The following is a 20398-nucleotide window of genomic DNA, read 5'->3' as shown; positions in this document are numbered from 1 at the left end:
GAATGGTCTATGGCTCTAGTCGGTTTGGACCGCGGAACAAGAAGCTTGCTTCGCGAATGTTGGACAGGTTTAGCAGCAACATGACCACTCTTGTTAGGCCCATGCCGAAACCACCGTGCGGCGGGACGCCGTAGCGGAAGAAGTCAAGGTAAGACTGCAGGCCCTCTGGCTCTAGACCCTTTTCCTTGATCTGTTCTGTCAGAACGTCAACGCGGTGCTCACGCTGCGCTCCGGTGGTGATTTCGGTTCCCTTCCAAATCAAGTCATAGCTCTTGGTCAGATCAGGGTTGTCAGCATGCCTCATGTGATAAAACGGGCGAATGTTCTTTGGGTAGTCGGTTAGGAACACAAACTCGTGATCGTGAGTCTCTTCCACGTGAGCGGAAATTTGACGCTCGCCCTCTGGGTCTAGATCTCCATCTTGACGAGGAACCTTGTAGCCGCGTCCCTCGACGATTGAGTGAGCCTCGGCCAATGGAATTCTCGGAAACGGAATGCTTGGCACCTTTACTTCAAAGCCGTATAGCGCTTCGATTTGGGCTCCGTGCTCGTCTTTGACGGCTTGGATTGCCTTGACCATTAGCTGCTCTTGGAAGTTCATTACGTCTTCGTGAGAGTCAATCCAGCTCATTTCCATGTCTATCGAAACAAACTCGGTTGCGTGGCGTGAGGTGAAAGATGGGTCGGCACGGAACACCGGTCCAATTTCAAATACTTTGCCAAGGCCTGCGGCCATGGACATCTGCTTATAAAACTGGGGGCTCTGAGCCAGGTAGGCGTGAGTTTCGAAGTACTCAAGCTTGAACAGCTCAGCATGAGACTCAGATGGCTGCCCCATTAGCTTTGGCGAATGAATCTCAACGAAGCCATTTTCAAGCCAGTGCTCGCGCCAGTTTCTCTCTATGGTGGTTTGAATCTTTAGCATCAATGCCATTTCTGGTCTGCGGTAGTCCAGGAAGCGCCAGTCCAATCGCTTGTCGATTGAGGTGTCATCCGCGATTGGGCTATCGGCCGATGCTGCTCCAACAACCTCTAGCTCTTCTAGCAAAATCTCTACTCCGCCAAGCTTCACGCGCTCATCGTGCTTTAGCTGGCCCTTGATAATTACAAAGCTGCCGTGGCTAAGTGCGCTTACTTGATCAGCAAGCGCATCTTCATCAGCCGGTCGCGGGTAGGTCACCTGGACGCTACCGGACTCATCACGAATGATGATGAACTGAATTCTCTTCTGGTCCCTGAGGGTTTCAACCCATCCGCCGATTGTGACGGGGCCGTCTTGGCCTTGGCTAAGTGCGCTTGTGAGTGTGCGGTCTAGCATTATTTAGAATCCTCTGAGTATCTGCAGTCTGGACGAACTAACCCCAGTTTAGCGAGGGTAAACTTGTTCCTATGCCCGCTTCGCGCCTTCATCTAGTTCGCCACGGAGAGGTGTTTAATCCCTCCGGTGTTTTGTATGAGCGGATTGAGGGCTTTGAGCTATCAGACTTAGGCCACGAAATGGCCGAAGCGGCGGCAAAATCGCTTTTGGCCCAGGGCCGAAAAATCAAGCGCCTTATCGCATCACCTCTAGTTCGAACCCAGCAGTCCGCCGCTCCGATTGCCAAGCAATTTGGTGTCGCTGTTGATTTGGATGAGAGGGTTATCGAACCGTGGAACAAGTTCAAGGGGATAAAGCTTGCACCGGCGGCTTTCCTGAAGCGCCCAAGTTTGATTCTAAATCTTGCAAACCCGAAGCTTCCAAGTTGGGGGGAGCCTTACGACGACGTCGCTGCCCGAATGCAGGCCGCCGCTCTAGAGGCTTGGGATTCAGTCGATGGCGGAGATGTCGTGATCGTTTCTCATCAGCTACCGATTTGGATGCTTTATCGTTCAAGTGCCGGCTTAGCGCTTCCTCACAGTCCAAAATCCCGCAGGTGTTCGCTGTCCTCCATCACAAGCTTCGAAGTCATTGACGGGAAGCTAACCGAAGTTGTGTACTCCGAGCCGGGCCTTGCTCATGCAGCCAACGCCATTGATGGTGGTGCGGTTTGAAGCTAAGAACAATTCTTAGAACAACTATTGGGCTTGGCCTAGTGGCCGCGTTACTGGCGGGCTGTACAAGTGATCCACTGGCCGATCAATTTCGAGCTGGAGACAATAAAAATTACATTGCGGGCGATGGAACGGTCACTGAGTTCGCGCTCGGTTCCAGGCCTGGTTTCGAAGCCTTTGTCGGCGCCACTGAAAGTGGTCAAGTTTTAGACAGCTCAGCTTTCGAGGGCAATGTCATTGTTATGAACTGGTGGTATTCGGCCTGTGCTCCGTGCCGGGCGGAGGCCAGCGACCTAGCATTGTTGAGTGTGGAATTTGAAGACAGTGTTCAGTTTGTCGGCGTGAATGTTCGCGATACTGCGGAGACAGCGTTGGCTTTTGATCGAAACTTTGGAATTGAATACCCGTCTTTGATTGACGCTCAATCCGGACAGGTATCCCTTGCTTTTACAGGAGTCGTATCGCCTCAGGCGGTACCGACAACAATCGTTATCGATCGTGATGGCAAGGTGGCCTCGCGCATCTTGGGCCGAATCGAAGCCTCGATCCTAAGAACTCTTATTCAAACGGTGGTTGATCAGTGAACCCAGGAGAAATTGCGCTAAATGGCTCGATGCTCATTGCGGTTCCAGTTGCGCTGTTGGCCGGGATTGTCACTTTTCTTTCGCCCTGCGTTTTGCCCCTCGTTCCTGGATACTTGGGCTACGTCTCAGGTTCCGCGAACACCAAGACCCGGGTTATGACTGGGGCGATCTTATTTGTTTTGGGCTTCAGTGCGGTGTTTGTTTCGCTCGGCGTGTTGGCCGGAACGGCCGGCCTGTTGGTTTTGGTTAGAAACCCCTGGATACAGGTGGTTTTGGGTTTGATGGTTGTAATTTTTGGCTTTGCCATGATCGGTCAGCTTGGGTTCTTGCAGCGAAACTTTAAGCTCAAACTAAGTCCCAAAATGGGCTTGGCTGGTGCTCCGTTTCTTGGGGTCGTGTTCGCGCTTGGTTGGACCCCTTGTATTGGCCCGACCTTGTCGGCAGTGTTGGTTCTAGCCTCTGACACGGCGGACCCTTTGCGCGGGGGAATCCTAGCCACCGTTTATTCGTTGGGTATTGGTATTCCGTTTATTTTGATCGCAGCTGGGTTTGATTGGGCTAAAACTTCGGTTGGCTTCATAAAGCGTCACATCAGAACTTTCAATCTGGTTGGTGGAGCAATGCTGATTGTGGTCGGAATTTTGCTTATGACAGGTCTTTGGTTGCGTTTCAATAATTGGCTTCAGGTGGTGACAAGTGGCATCCAGCTTCCTCTCTAGACTCTCGTTCTGGCCAAGATTTTTCTGGCGCCAGCTGACATCGATGCGCAACGCGCTAATACTGCTGCTCTTGCTCGCCGTCGCAGCAGTGCCAGGCAGCGTTTACCCGCAGCGAAGTGCGGATCCAAACGGCGTTAAAGTCTTTTACGATAACGAGCCGGAGCTTGCGGCGGTGCTTGATCAGCTGCAGTTGTTTGATGTTTACACATCTGTCTGGTTCTCGGCTATTTATATTTTGCTGTTTGTTTCGCTGGCCGGCTGCGTGCTTCCAAGAACCAAGATTCACTTTGAAGCCCTCAGGGCTCGTCCGGTGCAGACGCCTAAAAACCTAGAGCGGATGCCGGAGTACCTGAGTGAAGCGGGCGACTCCTCAGTTCTTGAGAGTGCCATGGTGGTGTTGAAAAAGCGTGGATTCCGAATCGACCGGCAGCAAGAATCGATCAGTGCTGAAAAGGGTTATGCAAAAGAAACAGGCAACCTGGTGTTTCACTACTCGCTGGTCGGGGTGCTTTTGGCAGTTGGTTTCGGCGGCGGATTTAGCTTCTCTGGCCAGCGAGTGCTTGTTGAGGGCGACACCTTCGTGAATAACCTCGCAAGCTACGATTCATTTTCACCCGGTGCGTTATTCGACGAGGGTCAACTGGAGCCGTTTAGCCTGACTCTCGATGAGTTTGATGTCGTTTATGACCTTGCCAACCGAGCGAACATCGGTCAACCCATTGATTTCATCGCTTCGGTGTCAGCTGATTTTGGCCAGACGCAAACAGCAAGCGATATTCGAGTGAACTACCCGCTGGCGGCTCCGGGGGCGAACGTCTATTTGACTGGCAATGGGTTTGCACCTGTTGTGACAGTGTTTGACGGCGATGGCAATATTTCCTACCAGGGGCCAATTGTGTTCTTGCCACAGGATTCAAACATGACCTCACTAGGGGTTATCAAGGCACCGGACGCTCTTCCTGAGCAACTCGGAATCATTGCCTTTTTCTACCCGACCGCAGAGAAGCTAACAACCGGTGCGTATACGTCGATTTACCCGGACCCAATTGCGCCGTTGATGACCATGAATGTTTACACCGGAAACTTGGGGCTGGATTCGGGAATCCCAAGAAATGCATATGCGTTGGATACTGCAAACATGGAAATGATTGCTGGTCGTGACGGACCAGTGGCGGCTATTGAGCTTGAGGTCGGACAGTCCGCAGACCTACCAGACGGGCTGGGTTCAGTCAGGTTTGACGGTCTGTTGCGATTTGCGTCACTGGATGTCGCCCACAACCCGGGCGGAATCTGGGTGCTGCTGTTTGCAGCGTTGAGCTTAGTGTCGCTAACAATGTCGCTGATGGTGCCAAGAAGAAGAGTGTGGGTGAGGTTAGCAGCCGGTGGCAAAATTGAGTTTGCAGCGTTATCAAGGCGGGATGATCCGAACTTGACTCAAGTGCTAGAAGAAATAGTTCAAGAAATTAGATCAGGGAGCAAGAAATGACCGAAGTAGTCCTAAACGAGCCTTTATCGCAAGTGTCGCTGCTGTTCGTCTCATCGGCGCTCGCCTTCTTGGCGCTCGCACTGGTGCTTTTTTCCTTTCAGCTAGTGAAACTTTCAACCGTGGAGGCAGTCAGTTCGGAAGCTAAGGCCGCGAGTAGCGGGTCAACCATGGTCGATGAGAAAATCGCCACTGACAAAATGACGGCCACGGAGCGCGCGGGCTTTATTCTGCTTTGGGTTTCAACCGCCATCTTGGGCGTTGGGGTTGTGCTTCGAGGAGTTGCCGCTGGCCGAGTGCCATGGGCAAACATGTACGAGTTTTCCATCAGCGGCGCCTTTTTGATTTTGCTGGTTTACCTAACCGCGCTAAAAATCAAAGATCTGCGCTTCATCGCAACATTCATCGCCGGCTTCGCTCTCGTGACTATTTTTGCTGCCGTTTCGCTCTTTTACGTCGAAGTCCAAACCATCATGCCTGCGCTACAGAGTTACTGGCTGGTAATTCACGTTGTGGTGGCGATTATGGCAACCGGCTTCTTAGCGGTTGCAGCTGGAATGCACATTGCTTATCTATTGAAGGCGTCCGGTCGGGCCAAGAAACTGTTTAGCCACTTTCCGGAATTGCTTCAGCTCGAGCGCATCGCCTATCGGTTTAATGTCGTGGGGTTTGTGCTCTGGAGCTTCACTTTGATTGCAGGCGCGGTTTGGGCCGAGCGCGCATGGCACCGCTACTGGGGCTGGGACACCAAAGAGGTTTGGACCTTCATTATTTGGGTGCTTTATGCCGGCTACCTGCACGCAATGGCAACCAGGGGATGGAACGGCAAGCGAGCCGCATGGCTTGGATTAGTGGCGTTCTTGTCCGTTATTTTCAACTTCACGATTGTGAATCTATTCTTCAAGGGACTGCACGTCTACTCGGGTCTATAAAAGCTTCAAGCAGCGATCTAGTCGTTGTTGCCACCAGATCTGGCGCTCACTATCAACTGCCAGCTCACTAACCAGAGCGGAATCAATCTCTAGTTCGTCAAGTCCCAAATAGCCATTCACTGCAACCAGCGGATTGCGCGTTACGTCCTTGGCAATCAGAGACGCAGTTCCAAGCCCGCAGTCGTAGTCAAGGCTTGGCAAGCTGGCTGCCAAGTGAAGACCGTGTGAGATACCGATGCTGCTTTCTAGAGCCGAACTAACAACACTTGCCAAGCCAGATTCTGAGGCGATTGCCAGCGATCTGGTAATTCCACCAAGCGGCTGGACCTTCAAAACCGCTATGTCGGCAGCGCCGGCCGCTGCCACCTCTAAAGGGTCACTTTGTTTGCGAATTGACTCATCGGCGGCAATCTTCATTTGGATTTCGGCTGCAGCTAATTGCGTGCGAAGTTCAACTAGCTCACTGATGCTCGCCACCGGTTGCTCAAAGTATTCGATCGGGTAATCAGCGATTGCCCTAATAATTTTCATTGCCTGAGCAACAGAGTAATTTCCGTTGGCATCAAGCCTGAGGTTGGCATCCGGGAAGCTTTTGTGGGCTTGGGCGATCCGGGCTAAATCCTGATCGAGGTCTTGGCCGACCTCGGCAACTTTTATTTTTATGGTTTGAAACTGGCCGAATGCTTGAAGGGTTTCGACAACCTGATCGGGTCTGACTGCTGGCAGGGTTGCGTTTATCGGTATCAGCGGCCTTTTGGGCTCTGGAAGAGGACTGTTTGCAAACTCCAGAGCCGCTCTCAACCAGGTCGCAGCCTCATCATCTTTGTATTCTAAAAATGGCGAGAATTCGCTGTAGCGCTGGGAGCCCTTAAAAATAAGCGCCTCTCGGAAATCGATTCCCCGAAACCTAGAGCGCAGCGGCAGTCTGACAACCGCCACTTGAGTTATTTGAATGCTCTCCACGAGGATTAGTCTAGGTCTATGACTAAACCAGTTTCAGAGCTGTTTGATCCAGAAATCTGGATGTCGGTGCCAGGGTTTGAGGACCTGACCGACATCAGTTACCACGCGCACAAGCAACTTGGCGTTGTCCGGGTTGCTTTTTCTAGGCCCGAGGTCAGAAACGCGTTTAGACCCCAAACCGTCGACGAGCTTTATAGAGCACTCGATCACGCGCGCTGTCAGTCAAATGTTGGGGTGGTACTACTAACCGGCAATGGCCCGAGCGAAAAAGATGGCGGCTGGGCTTTCTGTTCCGGCGGCGACCAGTCGGTTCGAGGCAAAGCCGGCTATGAGCACGCCGAGGGTTCTGCCGGCAGATTGCACATTTTAGAAGTTCAGCGGTTGATTAGGTTTATGCCGAAGGTTGTAATTGCCCTGGTAAGCGGCTGGGCGGCCGGCGGAGGGCATTCTTTGAACGTGGTTGCAGATCTTTCAATCGCATCTAAGGAGCATGCCAAGTTTAAACAGACTGACGCCGATGTTGGCAGCTTTGATGCTGGCTACGGATCGGCTTACCTGGCAAAGCAAACCGGCCAGAAATTTGCCCGGGAAATCTTCTTCCTCGGTGCCACCTACGATGCCGATCGCGCCTATGAAATGGGCGTTGTCAACAAGGTGGTTCCTCACGCTGATCTGGAAGCTGCTGGCCTGGAGTGGGCAAAAGAGATCCTTGGAAAGTCGCCGACGGCAATTCGAATGCTCAAGTATGCGATGAATGCCGTTGATGACGGATTAGTTGGTCAGCAATTATTTGCCGGCGAGGCCACCAGGCTTGCCTATGGAACTGACGAAGCAAATGAGGGCAAGAATGCCTTCTTGGAAAAGCGCAAACCTGATTGGTCCTCGTTCCCCTGGCACTACTGATGAAGCCCACTCTTACTGTTAGCGCGAGTGATCCATTCGCGGTCCTAAAGATGATGACCAATGTATTTGACGGTCAAGTCGCAGGTTTTGTTTCACCTCCGGAGATAACGGGAATCGGTGTTGCTTTTGATCCGGTGCCATCACAGATGTCTGATGATGTCGGCCTGATTGTCGAATCATCCGGCTCAACCGGAAGACCAAAGCGACTTGAAATTTCGTTGGCTGCGCTTATGGCTAGCGCTGATGCGTCAGCAAAGTTTCTAGGTGGCCACGGTCAGTGGCTCCTTGCGCTTCCCGCCAATTACATTGCGGGGGCAAATGTGCTTTTTAGGTCCGTTGTCGCAGACACTCAGCCGGTGATTCAAAACACCAGAGTGCCGTTCTCCGCCGAGGGTTTTCTAAACTCGGTATCTTTGATGCGAGGAAGTAAGCGCTACACATCATTAGTTCCAGCCCAGCTTGATCGCTTGGCAGCCCATGCTGATATCGAATCCAACGACAATGCCGTTATCTTGGCGCTTCAAAGTTTTGATGCAATTTTGATTGGCGGGCAGCTGCCAAACCATGGAACCGTTGAATCACTAAGGAGTCGCGGCGTGAAGCTTGTTGAAAGCTATGGGATGGCTGAGACAAGTGGCGGTTGCGTCTACGACGGTCAGGCTCTTGAGGGAGTGAACCTCGAAATCATCGACGGTAAGGTCGCAGTCTCCGGCCCAATGCTCGCAAACGGGGTTGGCGAAAAGTTTCTAAGTTCCGATCTGGGCGAAATAGTAAATGGGCGCCTAAGAATTATTGGTAGAGCGGATCGCGTGATCGTTTCCGGTGGCAAGAAGGTTTCACTCGACGATGTCGAGGCCAAGGTTTTAGCCCACGAGGGTGTCACTGAGGTTATTGCCGTTGCACTTGATTCCAAGTGGGGTCAATCGGTCGGTCTAGTTTTGGCCGCAAGAGAGGGCTTTGACGAGGCGAACCTTCAGAGAATTCTTTTGGGCGCCGCAAAACCGATTGCGGTGCAAAGAGTCGACCAAGCGCCGAGGCTGATAAGCGGCAAACCTGACTATCAGGCGGCCAGGGCGCTGTTGGCAGATTAGTCTTTATCGAATGTCAACTGTAAAACTTTGGATTGAGGGCGCCCGGCTCAGAACTCTCCCGCTGGCCATCGCACCGATCATTCTTGGAAGCGCAACCGCGGCATCGCTTGATTCTTTCGACCCACTTCTTTCGATTCTGGCTCTACTTGTTGCTCTGTCTTTGCAGGTCGGCGTGAACTACGCGAACGATTACTCCGATGGTATTCGTGGCACCGATGAAAACAGAGTTGGCCCACTAAGGCTCACCGGTTCAGGTTCTGCGAAACCGGGATCGGTAAAAATAGCCGCCTTTGCAAGCTTTGGTTTTGCAGGTCTCGTTGGTCTGACAGTTGTGTTATTGACCGGTCAGTGGTTTTTAATTTTGGTTGGCATTGCTGCCATCGTGGCGGCCTGGTTCTACACAGGGGGCAAAAACCCTTACGGTTACGCGGGCCTCGGTGAGATTGCCGTTTTTGTTTTCTTTGGTCTTGTAGCAACTGTTGGCACCAACTTTATTCAGACCGGGTTCATTGATCCGCTTTCGGTTTTGGTTGGTGGCGCATACGGCCTCTATGCAGCTGCGGTCTTAATGGTCAACAACATACGAGACATAAAAACCGACAAAGAATCTGGAAAAATCACAGTTGCCGTGAGGTTGGGGGAGAAGAATTCCCGCAGGTTGTTTATCTGGATGCTTTGGATTCCAGTGCTGATAAACCTAATGCTGGTCTTGGTCTACCCGGCGACACTTTTGGGGCTTTTGAACCTGTTGCTCGTTATTCCGGCAACGCTGATTGCCCTCAATGGCAGAGGGGCCAAGGAGCTTATTACTGCTCTGAAACTTGCAAGCTTTGCCGGTCTAGGCTTTGGGGTCTTGGTCGGCGCCGGGATCTTTTTTGTCAGCCTCTGAATCCATTAGGTCGTTCTCGAGGTCGTTCTCTTTATCTTCGTAGGTTCCGGATGTATTTCGAGCCAGCTTTTCAGCCACAGATTGACTCATAGCTTTTCGTTGCCTGTCCAAAAACACCAGAGAAATTGCAAAAGAGACCGCCGCTGCAATAATTGCGGCAAAAAATGTGTTGAACTGCAATGCAATGAGGGCGAGAAAGACGCCGAAAAATAAGCTAAGACGAATGAGTGTGTAACTGAGCCAGGGGTTTTTCACCTCTTCAGTTTAGGCTCAGGTTGGTGAACTAGGGTGGAGTTATGACGAGAGTGGCTATAGGAACCTTGGGGTTTTTAATAATCTGGACGATTTTCACGACGGTTTTTGCAGCGAGTGCAGATAAGTCTGAAGTCAGGTTGTTGCCGAAATGGGCTTGGGTGGTGCTTTGCGCTCTACTGCCATTTTTTGGTGGCCTTCTTTACCTGATGGTTGGAAGACCACTTCGAGATAACCAGGGCCCATCTTCAGGCGGTAAAGGACGAGTAATTGCTCCGGATGACGACCCGAATTTCTTGAGAGACATTTCAAAATTTATGCGCAATAAAGATCAAGACGACAAAGACAAGAAGTGACCACCCCGTCCCAAGAGTTTGCCGCCTCGCTAATTGGCGAATTTGTTTCTAGGGGTGTCAGAAACTTTTACCTCGCTCCAGGCGCAAGATCTCAGGCGCTGGCAATTGCCGCTGGTCAACTTTCGCAGGCCGGCAAGCTTTCTCTAACTATTCGTCTCGATGAGCGGACATTAGCTTTCACGGCTCTAGGAAGAGCCATGGCGACCGGAGAGCCAAGCGTAATAATTACTACCTCTGGAACTGCTGTTGCAAATCTGCACCCTGCAGTCCTGGAGGCCCACCACAGTGGAGTTCCACTTATCTTGCTTACCGCTGACCGACCCGCTGAACTAAGGGGTGTCGGTGCGAATCAAACCACCGATCAGGTCGGCATCTTCGCTGGCGTCCTTCGAGGCTTCCAAGATGTTCCAGCGCCAAGGCCGGGCAGTCACCCTTCGGCCAGCGCGTTGGTCGATACCGCCATCTCTCAGAGCCTGGGAGTATCCAAGCAATCAGGCCCAGTCCAGCTGAATCTTCAGTTTGTTGAGCCGTTGAGCTCAAGCGAGCCCAGCGCTCTGAACGTGCTTGCCAAACTGACTGCAAGAGCTCTGCCAGAAGTATCAGTCGTGCAAGAAGAACTAGAAATTGAGGTCGATAACCACACCGTTGTGATCGCGGGTGCAGGTGCCGGGTCCGATGCGGTTCGATTTGCTGAAAGGGCGAATCTTCCACTTTTTGCCGAGCCATCCTCGGGCGCCAGGTATGGCTCCAGCGCAATCACTGATTATGTGCAAGCTCTCGGTTCTGATTTGGCAGATCAGGTTCGCAGGGTAGTTATTTTTGGAAAGCCAACTCTTTCAAGGCCAATCATTGCCCTAATCAAGCGCTGCAATGTCTATGTCGCCAATTCGAAACAGTTTGGCAAATTCGACGTTGGCAAGAACGCTATTGCGACTTCTTGGCAGCTGATGCCGGGTGGCCGAGCCGATAGTGCTTGGATTGCCAGTTGGAAGAACTTCGAACCACCAACTGACCAGCGAGCGTTGTTGGCACAAGCAGTTTGGAACGCCACCGGTTCAATACCTTTGCTGTTTGGTGCTTCCAACCTGATACGGGTTGCTGACAGGGCTGTTAAGCCTGCCGCCGTAACAACTTTCGCTAACCGGGGCCTATCTGGGATCGACGGGACGGTTGCAACCGCGATTGGAATTGCTCAGGCAGGGAACGGCGTTCGCGCACTGATAGGTGATTTGACTCTCATTCACGATGTTGGTTCGCTAAATAAATCTGGACTTCGAAATCTGAATGTACAACTAATTGTCGGAAATGATTCAGGCGGTCAGATTTTTAGAAATCTTGAGGTGTCAAAGAACATCCCAAATGAGCTATTTGAACAGCTATTCATTACCCCGCAGCAGTTATCAATAGAGGCGTTAGCCAAAGCTTTCGATTGGCAGTATTTCGAAGTTCAATCAATAGCGGAACTTGAAAAGGCGATGAAAGCCGAGGGTTTTGTGATTGTTGACTACAAGCTCTCAGCAGCAAAGGCGTAGCGCACGGCTTTAAACTTCAACTCCGTCTCGGCAAGTTCGGCTTCAGGGTCTGACTCGGAAACTATTCCGCAACCTGCGATGGCTCTAATCTGATTCGGCTCGATGATTCCGCCGCGAAGCGCTATTGCCAATTCGCCGTCACCGTTTGAGCTCAACCAACCAACCGGTCCCGCATAACCTGCTCTGTCAAAAGGCTCCAGCTCATCGATCAGCAATTCGGCTAACTGAGTTGGGGTTCCGGCAACTGCTGCGGTTGGGTGCAGCTCGGCTATTGCATCCAGGAGCGTTACTCCGTCTCGAAGCTCACCCTTGACGTCTGTGGCAAGGTGCCAAAGGTCCGGTAGAGCAAGTGAGAACGGTTCTGAATCCGCCTGAACAAAATCGCAAAAAGGCTGCAGTGCTTGGACCATGGAGTTGACCGCAAATTCGTGCTCGTGCCTGTTTTTCTGGGAGTGGGCAAGGCCCTCGGAGATCGCTCGATCGACATCCGGGTCTGTGCCGCGGCCGGCTGTTCCGGCAAGCACTCTGGCTGACACTTCTCCCTTTTGAGCCCTCAGCAGTAGCTCCGGAGATGCTCCGAAGACATCTCCAACCGCGTATGTCCAGCAATCTGGGTATCTGTCGTGAAGTCTTTTCAGGGGAATCGCGAGGTTGGGCCTGGAATCAATCGGCATCAAAAGATCTCTGCCGATCACCACTTTTTCTAGGTCCGTTGCACTGAATGCCTCGAGAGACTGACCTACCGCTGACCTAAAAGCATCCGAAGTGAAACTTCCGTCTTGAAACGACCCAAGCACCGGCTGCAGGTCATTCTCCAAGGTCTTAGGACCTTCGATGATTACCTCAAAGCCAACTTCGCCCCGGTAAACCTTTGTAATCATTGGGACGTACAGCACGCTGTCTTGGGAGCTGTTTTCGGAAAACGTGATTGAGGTGAGCGCAATCAGGCCAGCGCTGCTGATTCCCGATTGGTTATCTATTTCGGCTGTGGCAAGGATCTCTTTCCAGCCGGCTGCTAGCTCTGCAACTCGGTTTTTACCCCTGGCGGCAATCTGAATTGCGCGGCCCGTGCCAATAATTTGCTGATCATTTCGCAAAAACACCGATGAACCGGCTAGCTCTAATTGATCCGACACAATTACTTCACGGATTATTACCTTCAAAGCCATGGTTCCCTTTGCTCACAGTTCACTGAGATTATGCGAACCGGTAATGCGAGAAATAGATTTCCTCTTTAGTCTTAATGTTCAGTTTAGGTCAGGTGATGAAGTGTTGATAAGAGTGGTCGCGGTTTCGCTGCTGGCGATGCCCTTTGCTGCAGTCGGCTTCTCAGCCGAAGGCGACGACTTGGAGCTGGAAACCGATTCCCATGTTGAACAGGTAATACCGCCTGCCATGGTTGATACCCAGGTCGGGACCTTTGATAGCCAACCGGTGGATTTCAGCCAGGTTGAAATCACAACTCTGACCCCTGCGGACAAGTATGTTTCTGCGACAACGCCGCTGATGGTTTCGTTGATGCTTGGGACCGTATCACTCGTGGTCTATACCCTCGTGAGTCAAAGTAACCCCAACACTCGCGATTAGACTAAGGACGTGTCTAAAGCCGACCTTTCTAAATCACCCGAGCAAGTTTCAAAGATGTTCGACGATGTTGCCCATGCCTACGACAAAACCAATGATCTTTTGTCCTTCGGCCAGGCCAAGCGCTGGCGCAAGAAATTAACCGAAAAAGTTGACCCGCAAGCGGGCGAAAAAATCCTTGATATCGCAGCCGGGACCGGAACCAGCTCCATGGCACTAAAGCTGCCGGGGGTTGAAGTTGTAGCAGCTGATTTTTCTAAGGGCATGCTTGCCGAGGGAAAAAAGCGCTATCCGGAGCTTGAGTTCGTCTTCGCAGACGCAATGAAATTGCCCTTCAAGAACAACGAATTTGACGTTGTCACAATGTCCTTCGGGTTGCGAAACGTGCAAGACCGAGACAAAGCTCTTGGCGAGTTCTTGAGGGTTCTGAAGCCGGGCGGTCGATTGGTGATTTGCGAGTTCTCGCACGTGCCGGGGTTGTTGGGCTTGTTCTACCGCGCTTACCTAACCCTCATATTGCCGCTTGTTAGCCGACTGGCTAGCAAAACCCCAGATGCCTACAGCTATCTTTCCGAGTCAATTGTTGCGTGGCCAAAGCAGGCTGAACTAGCCAAGGACATTGCTAAAGCTGGCTTCTCTAAAACTCAATGGAAGAACTTGAGTTTCGGTGTGGTTGCTATTCATTCGGCCATAAGGGAGAAATGAAAATCGCACTGCCCAGCCAACTTAGGTTGGTAACTGACAAAGCGCTGCTTTCTAGCCTCGAATCAGACCTATCAAAGGTGGAGGAACGAATCATCGAGGCCACTGCTCACGCAGAAGTAATGGTCGATTCGATGACTAGTCACTTGGCAAGAGCGGGTGGCAAAAGGATGCGTCCAGTATTGACGCTTCTAACCTCGCACCTTGGAACCCCTGGCGGTGAAGATGTCCTAGATGCTGCAGTGGTCATGGAGATTACTCATTTAGCAACCCTGTATCACGACGACGTAATGGATCAGGCCTCCACAAGAAGAGGCGTCGACACCGCCCACATTGTTTGGGGCAATAACATTGCTATTTTGACCGGCGATTTGTTATTTGCCCGGGCATCGAACCTGGTTTCTGGCCTGGGCCAAGAGGCGCTGCAATTGCAGGCAAAGATTTTTGAGCAACTGGTTTTGGGTCAGCTGCACGAAACTATCGGGCCAATTGATCAAGAAGACCCGGTCGATCACTACATTCAGGTGTTGAGAGATAAGACTGGATCGCTGATCGCTCTGGCAGCTCAGCTCGGAGCCATGCTTTCTGGGGCCGACTCGTCTTTTCAAAAGCCACTTGAGGAATTTGGGCAGAGCATCGGTGTTGCCTTCCAGCTAATCGATGACATCATCGACATTGAATCCACCAAGTCACAAAGCGGCAAAGTTTCTGGGACTGACCTGCTAGCCGGAGTCCCAACGCTTCCGGTGTTGCTACTTGCCAAGCACGATGACAGCAAATCAGTCAAGTTGCTTGCGGATATTTCATCGGGACTAGATGTAGCTTCGCTTCCAGAGGTTCTTGAGAGATTACGAGCGCACCCGGTCATGGAAGAATCCAAACTAGAAACTAGGCGTTGGGCGGAAGCGGCGATAGCCGCTATCGCACCGCTTCCAAAGGGCAAGGTTCGAACAGCACTCGAGGCGTTTGCCCTGGCGGTTGTTGAGCGCAAGGGTTAAGTTACAGAAAATACAGCTTAGAAAATACAGCTCAGAAAAGGAAAAGTAACTAATGTCAAAGCTAAGGCTCGCAATCATTGGCGCAGGTCCCGCCGGTATTTATGCGGCGGACCTGATCTTGAAGGCAGAGCGTGACTTTGAAGTATCGATTGACTTATTCGATCACCTTCCGGCTCCCTACGGCCTTGTTCGCTACGGAGTTGCTCCAGATCACCCGAGAATCAAGGGCATCATCAACGCTCTCCACGAGGTTCTTGACCGAGGAGACATTCGGTTTTTTGGTAACGTCCGTTACGGCCAAGATCTAGACCTAGAAGATCTAAAAAGGCATTACAACGCGGTCATATTTGCAACCGGTGCCATCAAGGATGCGCCGCTAGCTATACCCGGGATTGACCTTGATGGCTCCTACGGAGCAGCAGACTTTGTCAATTGGTATGACGCTCATCCGGATGTCGCTAGAACTTGGCCGCTCAACGCCAAAGAGGTAGCGGTGATTGGCAATGGAAACGTTGCGCTTGACGTGGCTCGCATGCTGGCTAAGCGCCCAGATGATCTTCTGGTCACAGACATTCCAGATCACGTCTACCACGGCCTTAGAGACTCGCCAGTGACCGATGTGCACGTCTTTGGTCGACGCGGTCCAGCCCAGGTTAAGTTTTCTCCTTTGGAGTTGCGCGAAGCTCTCCACATTGAAGGTGTCCAGTCAATCGTCTATGACGAAGATTTTCAGTATGACCAGGGTTCTCAAGATGCCATTGATAGCAACAACCAGATTCGAGTGATGGTAAAAACCCTTGAGCAGTTGCGCGCAAACCCGCAGGAGCCTCAGGATCGAAGGCTCCACCTGCACTTTTTTGCAAGTCCCGTTGAGGTTATTGGTCAAGATGGCAAAGTTGCGGGACTGACCATTGAAAAAACCAAACTCGACGGTTCGGGTGGCGTGGTTGCAACCGGAGAGACGACAAGCTTTCCAATCCAAGCCATTTATCGAGCGGTTGGCTACTTTGGCTCTCCCGTTGACAAGATTCCATTTGATGCCAAATCCGGGGTGATTCCAAACCAAGCCGGTCGAGTAATTGGCGAGGATGGCAAGAACCTGCAGGGTGTTTACTGCACCGGATGGATAAAGCGCGGACCAGTAGGCCTCATTGGCCACACCAAGGCTGACGCCATCGAGACTATTGGGAACGTCCTTCAAGATCAGGATCGATGGTGGCAACCTGAGCTTGCTGGCGAGGACCAGATTATTAAAACCTTAGAGAGCCGAAATATCGACTTTATGGACTGGGCCAAGTGGCTGAAGATTAATTCCAAGGAAAAAGCTATCGGGGAAGCACTCGGACGCGAGAGAATGAAGCTCTTCGACCGCGAAGAGATACTCAAAATCTCCAAAGGATAACTAAGTGATACGTCTGCCAGGTGCCAGACTGCGAAAAGCGCAGATCGCCACCTTGGCAACCTTCGTCGCCATGGCTCACGCAGCTCTTTCGTCTGTGGCTTGGGTGCCGGAATACATTGCTCGGCTGGATGTCTCCTTCGCCACCTGGGGAACCATAATTGGCTTCGGTCTCATCGGTTCAATCACACCACTTTTGTTCGCGTCGAGATTGATTATGAGATATGGCTCTAGGGCGATTATCAGATTTTCAAACTACGGAGCGGTGGTTTTTCTGGTCACTCTCGGTTTTAGCAGCGACCCGCTAGTTTGGTTTTTCCTGAACGCCAGCTTTGGCTTTTTCATTTCGCTGATGGGCGTAAGCGTAAATGCCGCTGCGGTCATGCTGCAAAAGCAAATCAGCATCAACGTCATGGGCAGAATGCACGCCGGCTGGAGTCTGGGCGCGGTCGCAGCTGCTATAAGCGGCGGTCTTGGAACTGTTTATCTCAGCCTCGAAATCTACCTGCTGATTGTTGGAGTGGCGACCCTCATAATTTTTGAATTCAATCTTCGTTGGCTGCTGTCTCCAACTGAGGACGGGCACCTTGAGGAAAAGGCCAACACTGTCAAGCGCAGGATATATCAAATGCCGGCCGAGCTTCGCTTACTAGCAGTCGGTCTGTTTTTCGGCATCTATCCAGAGGTAGCGATTATCGACTGGGCGGCAGTGTTTGCAAAAGATGTCTTGAATGCAGACGTGGCACTTCGTTCCATCCCATTCGCAGCCTTCATGACCGGCATGATCATCGGGCGTTTGTCGATGACTCGCTTGGCAAGAGTTTGGCATCCTCACACCATGGCCTCCCGCGGTGCCTTCTTGGCAGCCATTACTCTTTCAATTTCTGCACTGACAGCAGGTCAGTTGGCGGCGTTCAATCCCGGAATTGGTTTGATAGTCACTGGGATTTTTTGGGGATTGGCCGGCCTGGGGATTGCTCCAGTTTCGCCCGCCTTTTATTCAGCTGCCGGCCACATCCCCGGAGTGTCGACCGCTTGGGCAGTTAGCAGCCTAAGCCTTTTCAATGCAGTGATCTCAATCGTAGCCAAAACAGTTATGGGAGCGCTGTCGGAGGGCATTGGGTTGTCCTTGGCACTCTTCTTCCCGATTGTTATGGCGGTCGGTTCCGGCTTTATTGCGGCGAGCGTTGTGAAACGGGCTCGCCGTAGCGAGCTTGATGCTGCCTACCCTGCCACTGGTCCGATCTCAATTATCGTTACCGAAGATGGCGCTAGGTAGGCTGGGAACGTGACTATCTTTCGGTTGACCAATGAACCTAAAGCCTATGCCTGGGGCTCACTCGAACTGATTCCAGCCCTCAAGCGAATCGACTCAAACGGTCAGCCGCAAGCAGAGATTTGGTTCGGCTCTCATCGCTTAGACCCTTCGGAAGTTGATGATCACATTGGGGGCAACTTGCTTGAGAGAATCGGAGAGCTTCCATACTTGGTCAAGCTCCTGGCAGCGGCCAAGCCGCTGTCGATCCAGGCTCATCCTTCAAAACAAAGAGCCATGGAACAATTCGCGGCTGGCACTCCCGGTTACCAGGACGGTAACCATAAGCCTGAACTAATCGTCGCGGTTTCAGAGTTCAAGGCACTTTGTGGCTTTAGGCCCCTCTTGGAAGTTGCAAAGGACATTTCCTCCCTAGCAGACGACAACGAGATTTTTTCGGGTTGGCTTCAGGCATTTAATAACGGGGGACTCAAGGGCGCTACTCAGTGGGCTTTTGATGCAAGCCAGACTGCAGTCAACCAACTTGCTTCCTCGAAAGATGTATTGGGCCAAGACCGGGCTCAGCTGATTGCTGAACTTGATTTGGTGTTCCCAAATGACAATGGGCTCTTGGTTTCGGTTTTGATGAATCAGGTCACCTTGCAGCCGGGTCAGGCGCTATTTTTACCAGCTGGCAACATCCACAGTTACTTATCCGGCCTCGGGGTAGAAGTCATGGCAGCCAGTGACAATGTGCTGCGTGGAGGGCTAACCAAGAAGCCAGTTGATCTTGATGAGCTCATGCAGCTGGTGACCTTCGAGCCGCTCCTGGATCCGCTGGTTCAAACCAAGATGCTGTCACAGGGTCTACAGGAGTATCCGGTCCCAGTTGAGGACTTTAGTTTTTATCGAGTCACGCCAAGTAGTGACTGCATGCTGGTTGATTTGGCGCTCAAGGGCACCGCAATTCTGGTTTGTGTAGCCGGTGAGATAACGCTGTCTAATTCGCTGGATGAGTTGATCCAGCTGGCTCCTGGAGAAGCAGCGTTTATGCGTGCGGCTAACTTCTTTTCGATTACCGGAAGCGGAACCGGCTACCTTGCCATGGGTTAGCTAAAGTTTTTCTAGCGGTAATTTACAAACTGAAGATCAAGTGGGAAGTCCGCACCTCGTAGCAATGCAATTATTTCTTGCAGGTCATCCCTAGATTTAGAGCTAACCCTTAGCTCGTCGCCTTGGATTTGAGCCTTGGCATTCTTAGGCCCTTCGTCACGAATTAGCTTCGTCATCTTCTTGGCATTTTCTTGATCAATCCCGGCCTTGAGCGTGGACTCGATTCGGTATTCCTTGCCGGAGGGGAAAGGTTCACCGGAGTCAAGTGCCTTCATCGAAATGCCGCGCTTTATAAGTTTGGTGTGGAGAACATCTAGAACCGCCTTGGCCCGTTCTTCGGAGTTAGCCTTGATCAAAATCATTTCTCCGCTCCAAGCAACGCTGGCATCGGTGTTCTTAAAGTCGTAGCGCTGCTCGACTTCCTTCGCTGCTTGATTTAGGGCGTTGTCAGCTTCCTGCTGATCAACCTTGCTTACTACGTCGAATGAGGAATCTGTCATTTCACTACTCTAACTAGGGTGCGTGCCTTGCCGTGGTTCTTCTGGTAACTAGCTGATTCGGCCAGAGGGTAATTCCTCTAAATCCTCCTGGTCTCTTGGAGTCTTCCGTTGGCGCAGCACTCCCGTTGGCGGAAAGCGGTTGCCCCGCTGCCCGAAATGCAATTGCGGATGCTGGAGCCGGCTTAGAGACAAAAAATGTCGAAGGTGCGATTGATCAGCAAAATTAATGCGGTGAAGCGTTAGTAAACCAGGACTCGCGATTGCAGCTGGGCATAAACCACCAGGTTTCCAAGGTAGGCAGTTTTACTTGCATTGGGGCCACCATCAGTGACCAGGGCAACACCCTCGTAGGCAAGATTTGCATATAGGCGTGCTGTTGGAAAGTCAGATTTTCGATAGAGCGTCACCTCTGTGACTAAAAAGTTCGCAATCGAGTGAACTGAGTCTGATTTACTTCGTATCACAATCAGGTCGCCGACAACTACCTGCCTGAGCTCCCAAAACACACCGGTCTCGCCCTTGAAGTCAACGGCACCGACGATTACTGTTCTGCCCACGCCGCTGGGTTTTGAGCCGCCGACATACCACCCGGCAACATGCGGATCCACTGGCGGTGCCAGTGTTCCGGATTCATCCAATCCGATGCTTACAAGTGCCCCCGAGAGTTGAACCCTGCTTACTGAAACAGTGAGCATTTCAAGTTCGGCTACGTGATCTTGATCTGCATTCGCAGGTGCAGTGCTTGAAATCATGACCAGTGCGAGCACAGCTGCCATGAAACCGTGCCCTACATACCCAAAGCACAATCTCGCGCCTGTAATGAAATTATTTAGGAGTCCCGACCGGCGATACTGAGTGAAATTCGTCACTATTAGTACTGCGCCGCACGCGACGCATCCCCACCCGCTATCGGTCCTTTGGGCACTACAGCGATTTGTAGCACAACATTCTTGAGAACTGGAGTTATTTCAATGTCAAGTAAATTAGGGGTCGGTGCGAAGGTCATTACGGACTTAGGGCCGTAAACTCTCACCTCTTCCGCCTCAGCGGCCACCGCCTCCTGCTGAACTTGCGCAGCCTCAGCAGCTACGGCATCCGCAGCCTCCGAAGCA

23 protein-coding genes are annotated in these 20398 nt (G+C 51.9%); 16 read left to right on the top strand and 7 right to left on the bottom strand.

Annotation, left to right across the window (positions count from 1 at the left end; all coding sequences use genetic code 11):
* Positions 1-7 precede the first annotated feature (7 nt).
* Positions 8-1318, bottom strand: a complete 1311-nt coding sequence (gene aspS, locus IMCC13023_RS06430; RefSeq protein ID WP_007542528.1) for an aspartate--tRNA(Asn) ligase — start codon at positions 1316-1318, stop codon at positions 8-10.
* Between the two features lie 71 nt (positions 1319-1389).
* Between aspS and IMCC13023_RS06425 the strand changes: the two genes are divergently transcribed.
* The 5 genes from IMCC13023_RS06425 to ccsB are packed head-to-tail and all read left to right on the top strand — an operon-like array spanning position 1390 to position 5749.
* Positions 1390-2031 (top strand): histidine phosphatase family protein, encoded by a 642-nt coding sequence (locus IMCC13023_RS06425; RefSeq protein WP_040325528.1) that lies wholly within the window; start codon positions 1390-1392, stop codon positions 2029-2031.
* Positions 2028-2615, top strand: a complete 588-nt coding sequence (locus IMCC13023_RS06420; protein WP_007542523.1) for a TlpA family protein disulfide reductase — start codon at positions 2028-2030, stop codon at positions 2613-2615. Before IMCC13023_RS06425 ends, IMCC13023_RS06420 begins: the two co-directional genes overlap by 4 nt.
* Positions 2612-3334 carry a cytochrome c biogenesis CcdA family protein gene (locus IMCC13023_RS06415; protein ID WP_007542521.1) on the top strand — a complete coding sequence of 241 codons (723 nt, stop codon included), beginning with the start codon at positions 2612-2614 and terminating at the stop codon, positions 3332-3334. Before IMCC13023_RS06420 ends, IMCC13023_RS06415 begins: the two co-directional genes overlap by 4 nt.
* 43 nt (positions 3335-3377) lie before the next feature.
* On the top strand, positions 3378-4820 hold the full coding sequence (gene resB, locus IMCC13023_RS06410) for a cytochrome c biogenesis protein ResB (protein ID WP_007542518.1): 1443 nt from the start codon (positions 3378-3380) through the stop codon (positions 4818-4820).
* Positions 4817-5749, top strand: a complete 933-nt coding sequence (gene ccsB / locus IMCC13023_RS06405) for a c-type cytochrome biogenesis protein CcsB (protein ID WP_007542515.1) — start codon at positions 4817-4819, stop codon at positions 5747-5749. The genes resB and ccsB overlap by 4 nt, the downstream gene beginning before the upstream one ends.
* Here ccsB and IMCC13023_RS06400 read toward each other — a convergent pair.
* Complete coding sequence (locus IMCC13023_RS06400) at positions 5744-6712, bottom strand: o-succinylbenzoate synthase (RefSeq protein ID WP_007542514.1); 969 nt, start codon at positions 6710-6712, stop codon at positions 5744-5746. The two genes, ccsB and IMCC13023_RS06400, sit on opposite strands and share 6 nt — an antisense overlap.
* Before the next feature lie 18 nt (positions 6713-6730).
* Here IMCC13023_RS06400 and IMCC13023_RS06395 point away from each other — a divergent pair, with 18 nt between their 5' ends.
* The 3 genes from IMCC13023_RS06395 to IMCC13023_RS06385 are packed head-to-tail and all read left to right on the top strand — an operon-like array spanning position 6731 to position 9595.
* On the top strand, positions 6731-7615 hold the full coding sequence (locus tag IMCC13023_RS06395) for a 1,4-dihydroxy-2-naphthoyl-CoA synthase (RefSeq protein WP_007542511.1): 885 nt from the start codon (positions 6731-6733) through the stop codon (positions 7613-7615).
* Complete coding sequence (locus tag IMCC13023_RS06390) at positions 7615-8706, top strand: AMP-binding protein (protein ID WP_050816777.1); 1092 nt, start codon at positions 7615-7617, stop codon at positions 8704-8706. Before IMCC13023_RS06395 ends, IMCC13023_RS06390 begins: the two co-directional genes overlap by 1 nt.
* Before the next feature lie 10 nt (positions 8707-8716).
* Complete coding sequence (locus tag IMCC13023_RS06385) at positions 8717-9595, top strand: 1,4-dihydroxy-2-naphthoate polyprenyltransferase (protein ID WP_007542507.1); 879 nt, start codon at positions 8717-8719, stop codon at positions 9593-9595.
* Here the strand turns inward: IMCC13023_RS06385 and IMCC13023_RS07100 are convergent.
* Positions 9545-9850 (bottom strand): DUF4229 domain-containing protein, encoded by a 306-nt coding sequence (locus IMCC13023_RS07100; protein WP_050816776.1) that lies wholly within the window; start codon positions 9848-9850, stop codon positions 9545-9547. The two genes, IMCC13023_RS06385 and IMCC13023_RS07100, sit on opposite strands and share 51 nt — an antisense overlap.
* Before the next feature lie 41 nt (positions 9851-9891).
* Between IMCC13023_RS07100 and IMCC13023_RS06375 the strand changes: the two genes are divergently transcribed.
* Together IMCC13023_RS06375 and menD are read left to right on the top strand one after the other, a co-directional pair.
* The gene (locus IMCC13023_RS06375) at positions 9892-10203 is read left to right on the top strand and encodes a PLD nuclease N-terminal domain-containing protein (protein WP_040325525.1); all 312 of its coding nucleotides are present in this window, start codon (positions 9892-9894) and stop codon (positions 10201-10203) included.
* Complete coding sequence (menD, locus tag IMCC13023_RS06370) at positions 10200-11735, top strand: 2-succinyl-5-enolpyruvyl-6-hydroxy-3-cyclohexene-1-carboxylic-acid synthase (RefSeq protein WP_007542503.1); 1536 nt, start codon at positions 10200-10202, stop codon at positions 11733-11735. Before IMCC13023_RS06375 ends, menD begins: the two co-directional genes overlap by 4 nt.
* On the opposite strand, the gene IMCC13023_RS06365 is transcribed toward menD, so the two are convergent.
* The gene (locus IMCC13023_RS06365; RefSeq protein ID WP_007542501.1) at positions 11708-12904 is read right to left on the bottom strand and encodes an isochorismate synthase; all 1197 of its coding nucleotides are present in this window, start codon (positions 12902-12904) and stop codon (positions 11708-11710) included. The two genes, menD and IMCC13023_RS06365, sit on opposite strands and share 28 nt — an antisense overlap.
* A gap of 100 nt (positions 12905-13004) precedes the next feature.
* On the opposite strand from IMCC13023_RS06365, the gene IMCC13023_RS06360 reads away from it, so the two are divergent.
* From IMCC13023_RS06360 to manA, 6 genes are read left to right on the top strand one after another with little or no spacing between them, the layout of a single operon-like run.
* Positions 13005-13322, top strand: coding sequence for a hypothetical protein (locus IMCC13023_RS06360; RefSeq protein WP_007542499.1), 318 nt, complete (start codon positions 13005-13007; stop codon positions 13320-13322).
* 9 nt (positions 13323-13331) lie between these two features.
* On the top strand, positions 13332-14024 hold the full coding sequence (ubiE, locus tag IMCC13023_RS06355; RefSeq protein ID WP_007542496.1) for a bifunctional demethylmenaquinone methyltransferase/2-methoxy-6-polyprenyl-1,4-benzoquinol methylase UbiE: 693 nt from the start codon (positions 13332-13334) through the stop codon (positions 14022-14024).
* Positions 14021-15019: a polyprenyl synthetase family protein gene (locus tag IMCC13023_RS06350; protein WP_007542494.1), complete on the top strand. Its 999-nt coding sequence runs from the start codon at positions 14021-14023 to the stop codon at positions 15017-15019. Before ubiE ends, IMCC13023_RS06350 begins: the two co-directional genes overlap by 4 nt.
* Positions 15020-15071: 52 nt before the next feature.
* Positions 15072-16421, top strand: a complete 1350-nt coding sequence (locus IMCC13023_RS06345; protein WP_007542492.1) for an FAD-dependent oxidoreductase — start codon at positions 15072-15074, stop codon at positions 16419-16421.
* Positions 16422-16425: 4 nt separating this feature from the next.
* Entirely contained in the window at positions 16426-17697 is a 1272-nt protein-coding gene (locus IMCC13023_RS06340; protein ID WP_007542490.1) for an MFS transporter, read from the top strand.
* Positions 17698-17706: 9 nt separating this feature from the next.
* Positions 17707-18786, top strand: a complete 1080-nt coding sequence (gene manA, locus IMCC13023_RS06335; protein ID WP_007542488.1) for a mannose-6-phosphate isomerase, class I — start codon at positions 17707-17709, stop codon at positions 18784-18786.
* Between the two features lie 11 nt (positions 18787-18797).
* Here manA and IMCC13023_RS06330 read toward each other — a convergent pair whose 3' ends face one another.
* The 3 genes from IMCC13023_RS06330 to IMCC13023_RS06320 all read right to left on the bottom strand — a co-directional run.
* Positions 18798-19286 carry a YajQ family cyclic di-GMP-binding protein gene (locus IMCC13023_RS06330; RefSeq protein ID WP_007542485.1) on the bottom strand — a complete coding sequence of 163 codons (489 nt, stop codon included), beginning with the start codon at positions 19284-19286 and terminating at the stop codon, positions 18798-18800.
* Positions 19287-19525: 239 nt separating this feature from the next.
* Entirely contained in the window at positions 19526-20062 is a 537-nt protein-coding gene (locus tag IMCC13023_RS06325) for a class F sortase (RefSeq protein WP_007542481.1), read from the bottom strand.
* A 95-nt stretch (positions 20063-20157) separates the two neighbouring features.
* Positions 20158-20398 (bottom strand): hypothetical protein (locus IMCC13023_RS06320; RefSeq protein WP_040325522.1); only part of this gene is annotated, 241 nt, incomplete at its 5' end.

The sequence above is a fragment of the Candidatus Aquiluna sp. IMCC13023 genome, from assembly GCF_000257665.1.
Classification (GTDB): domain Bacteria; phylum Actinomycetota; class Actinomycetes; order Actinomycetales; family Microbacteriaceae; genus Aquiluna.
Note: the sequence above shows the minus strand (reverse complement) of the source record. Positions and strands in the feature narration are given on the sequence as shown.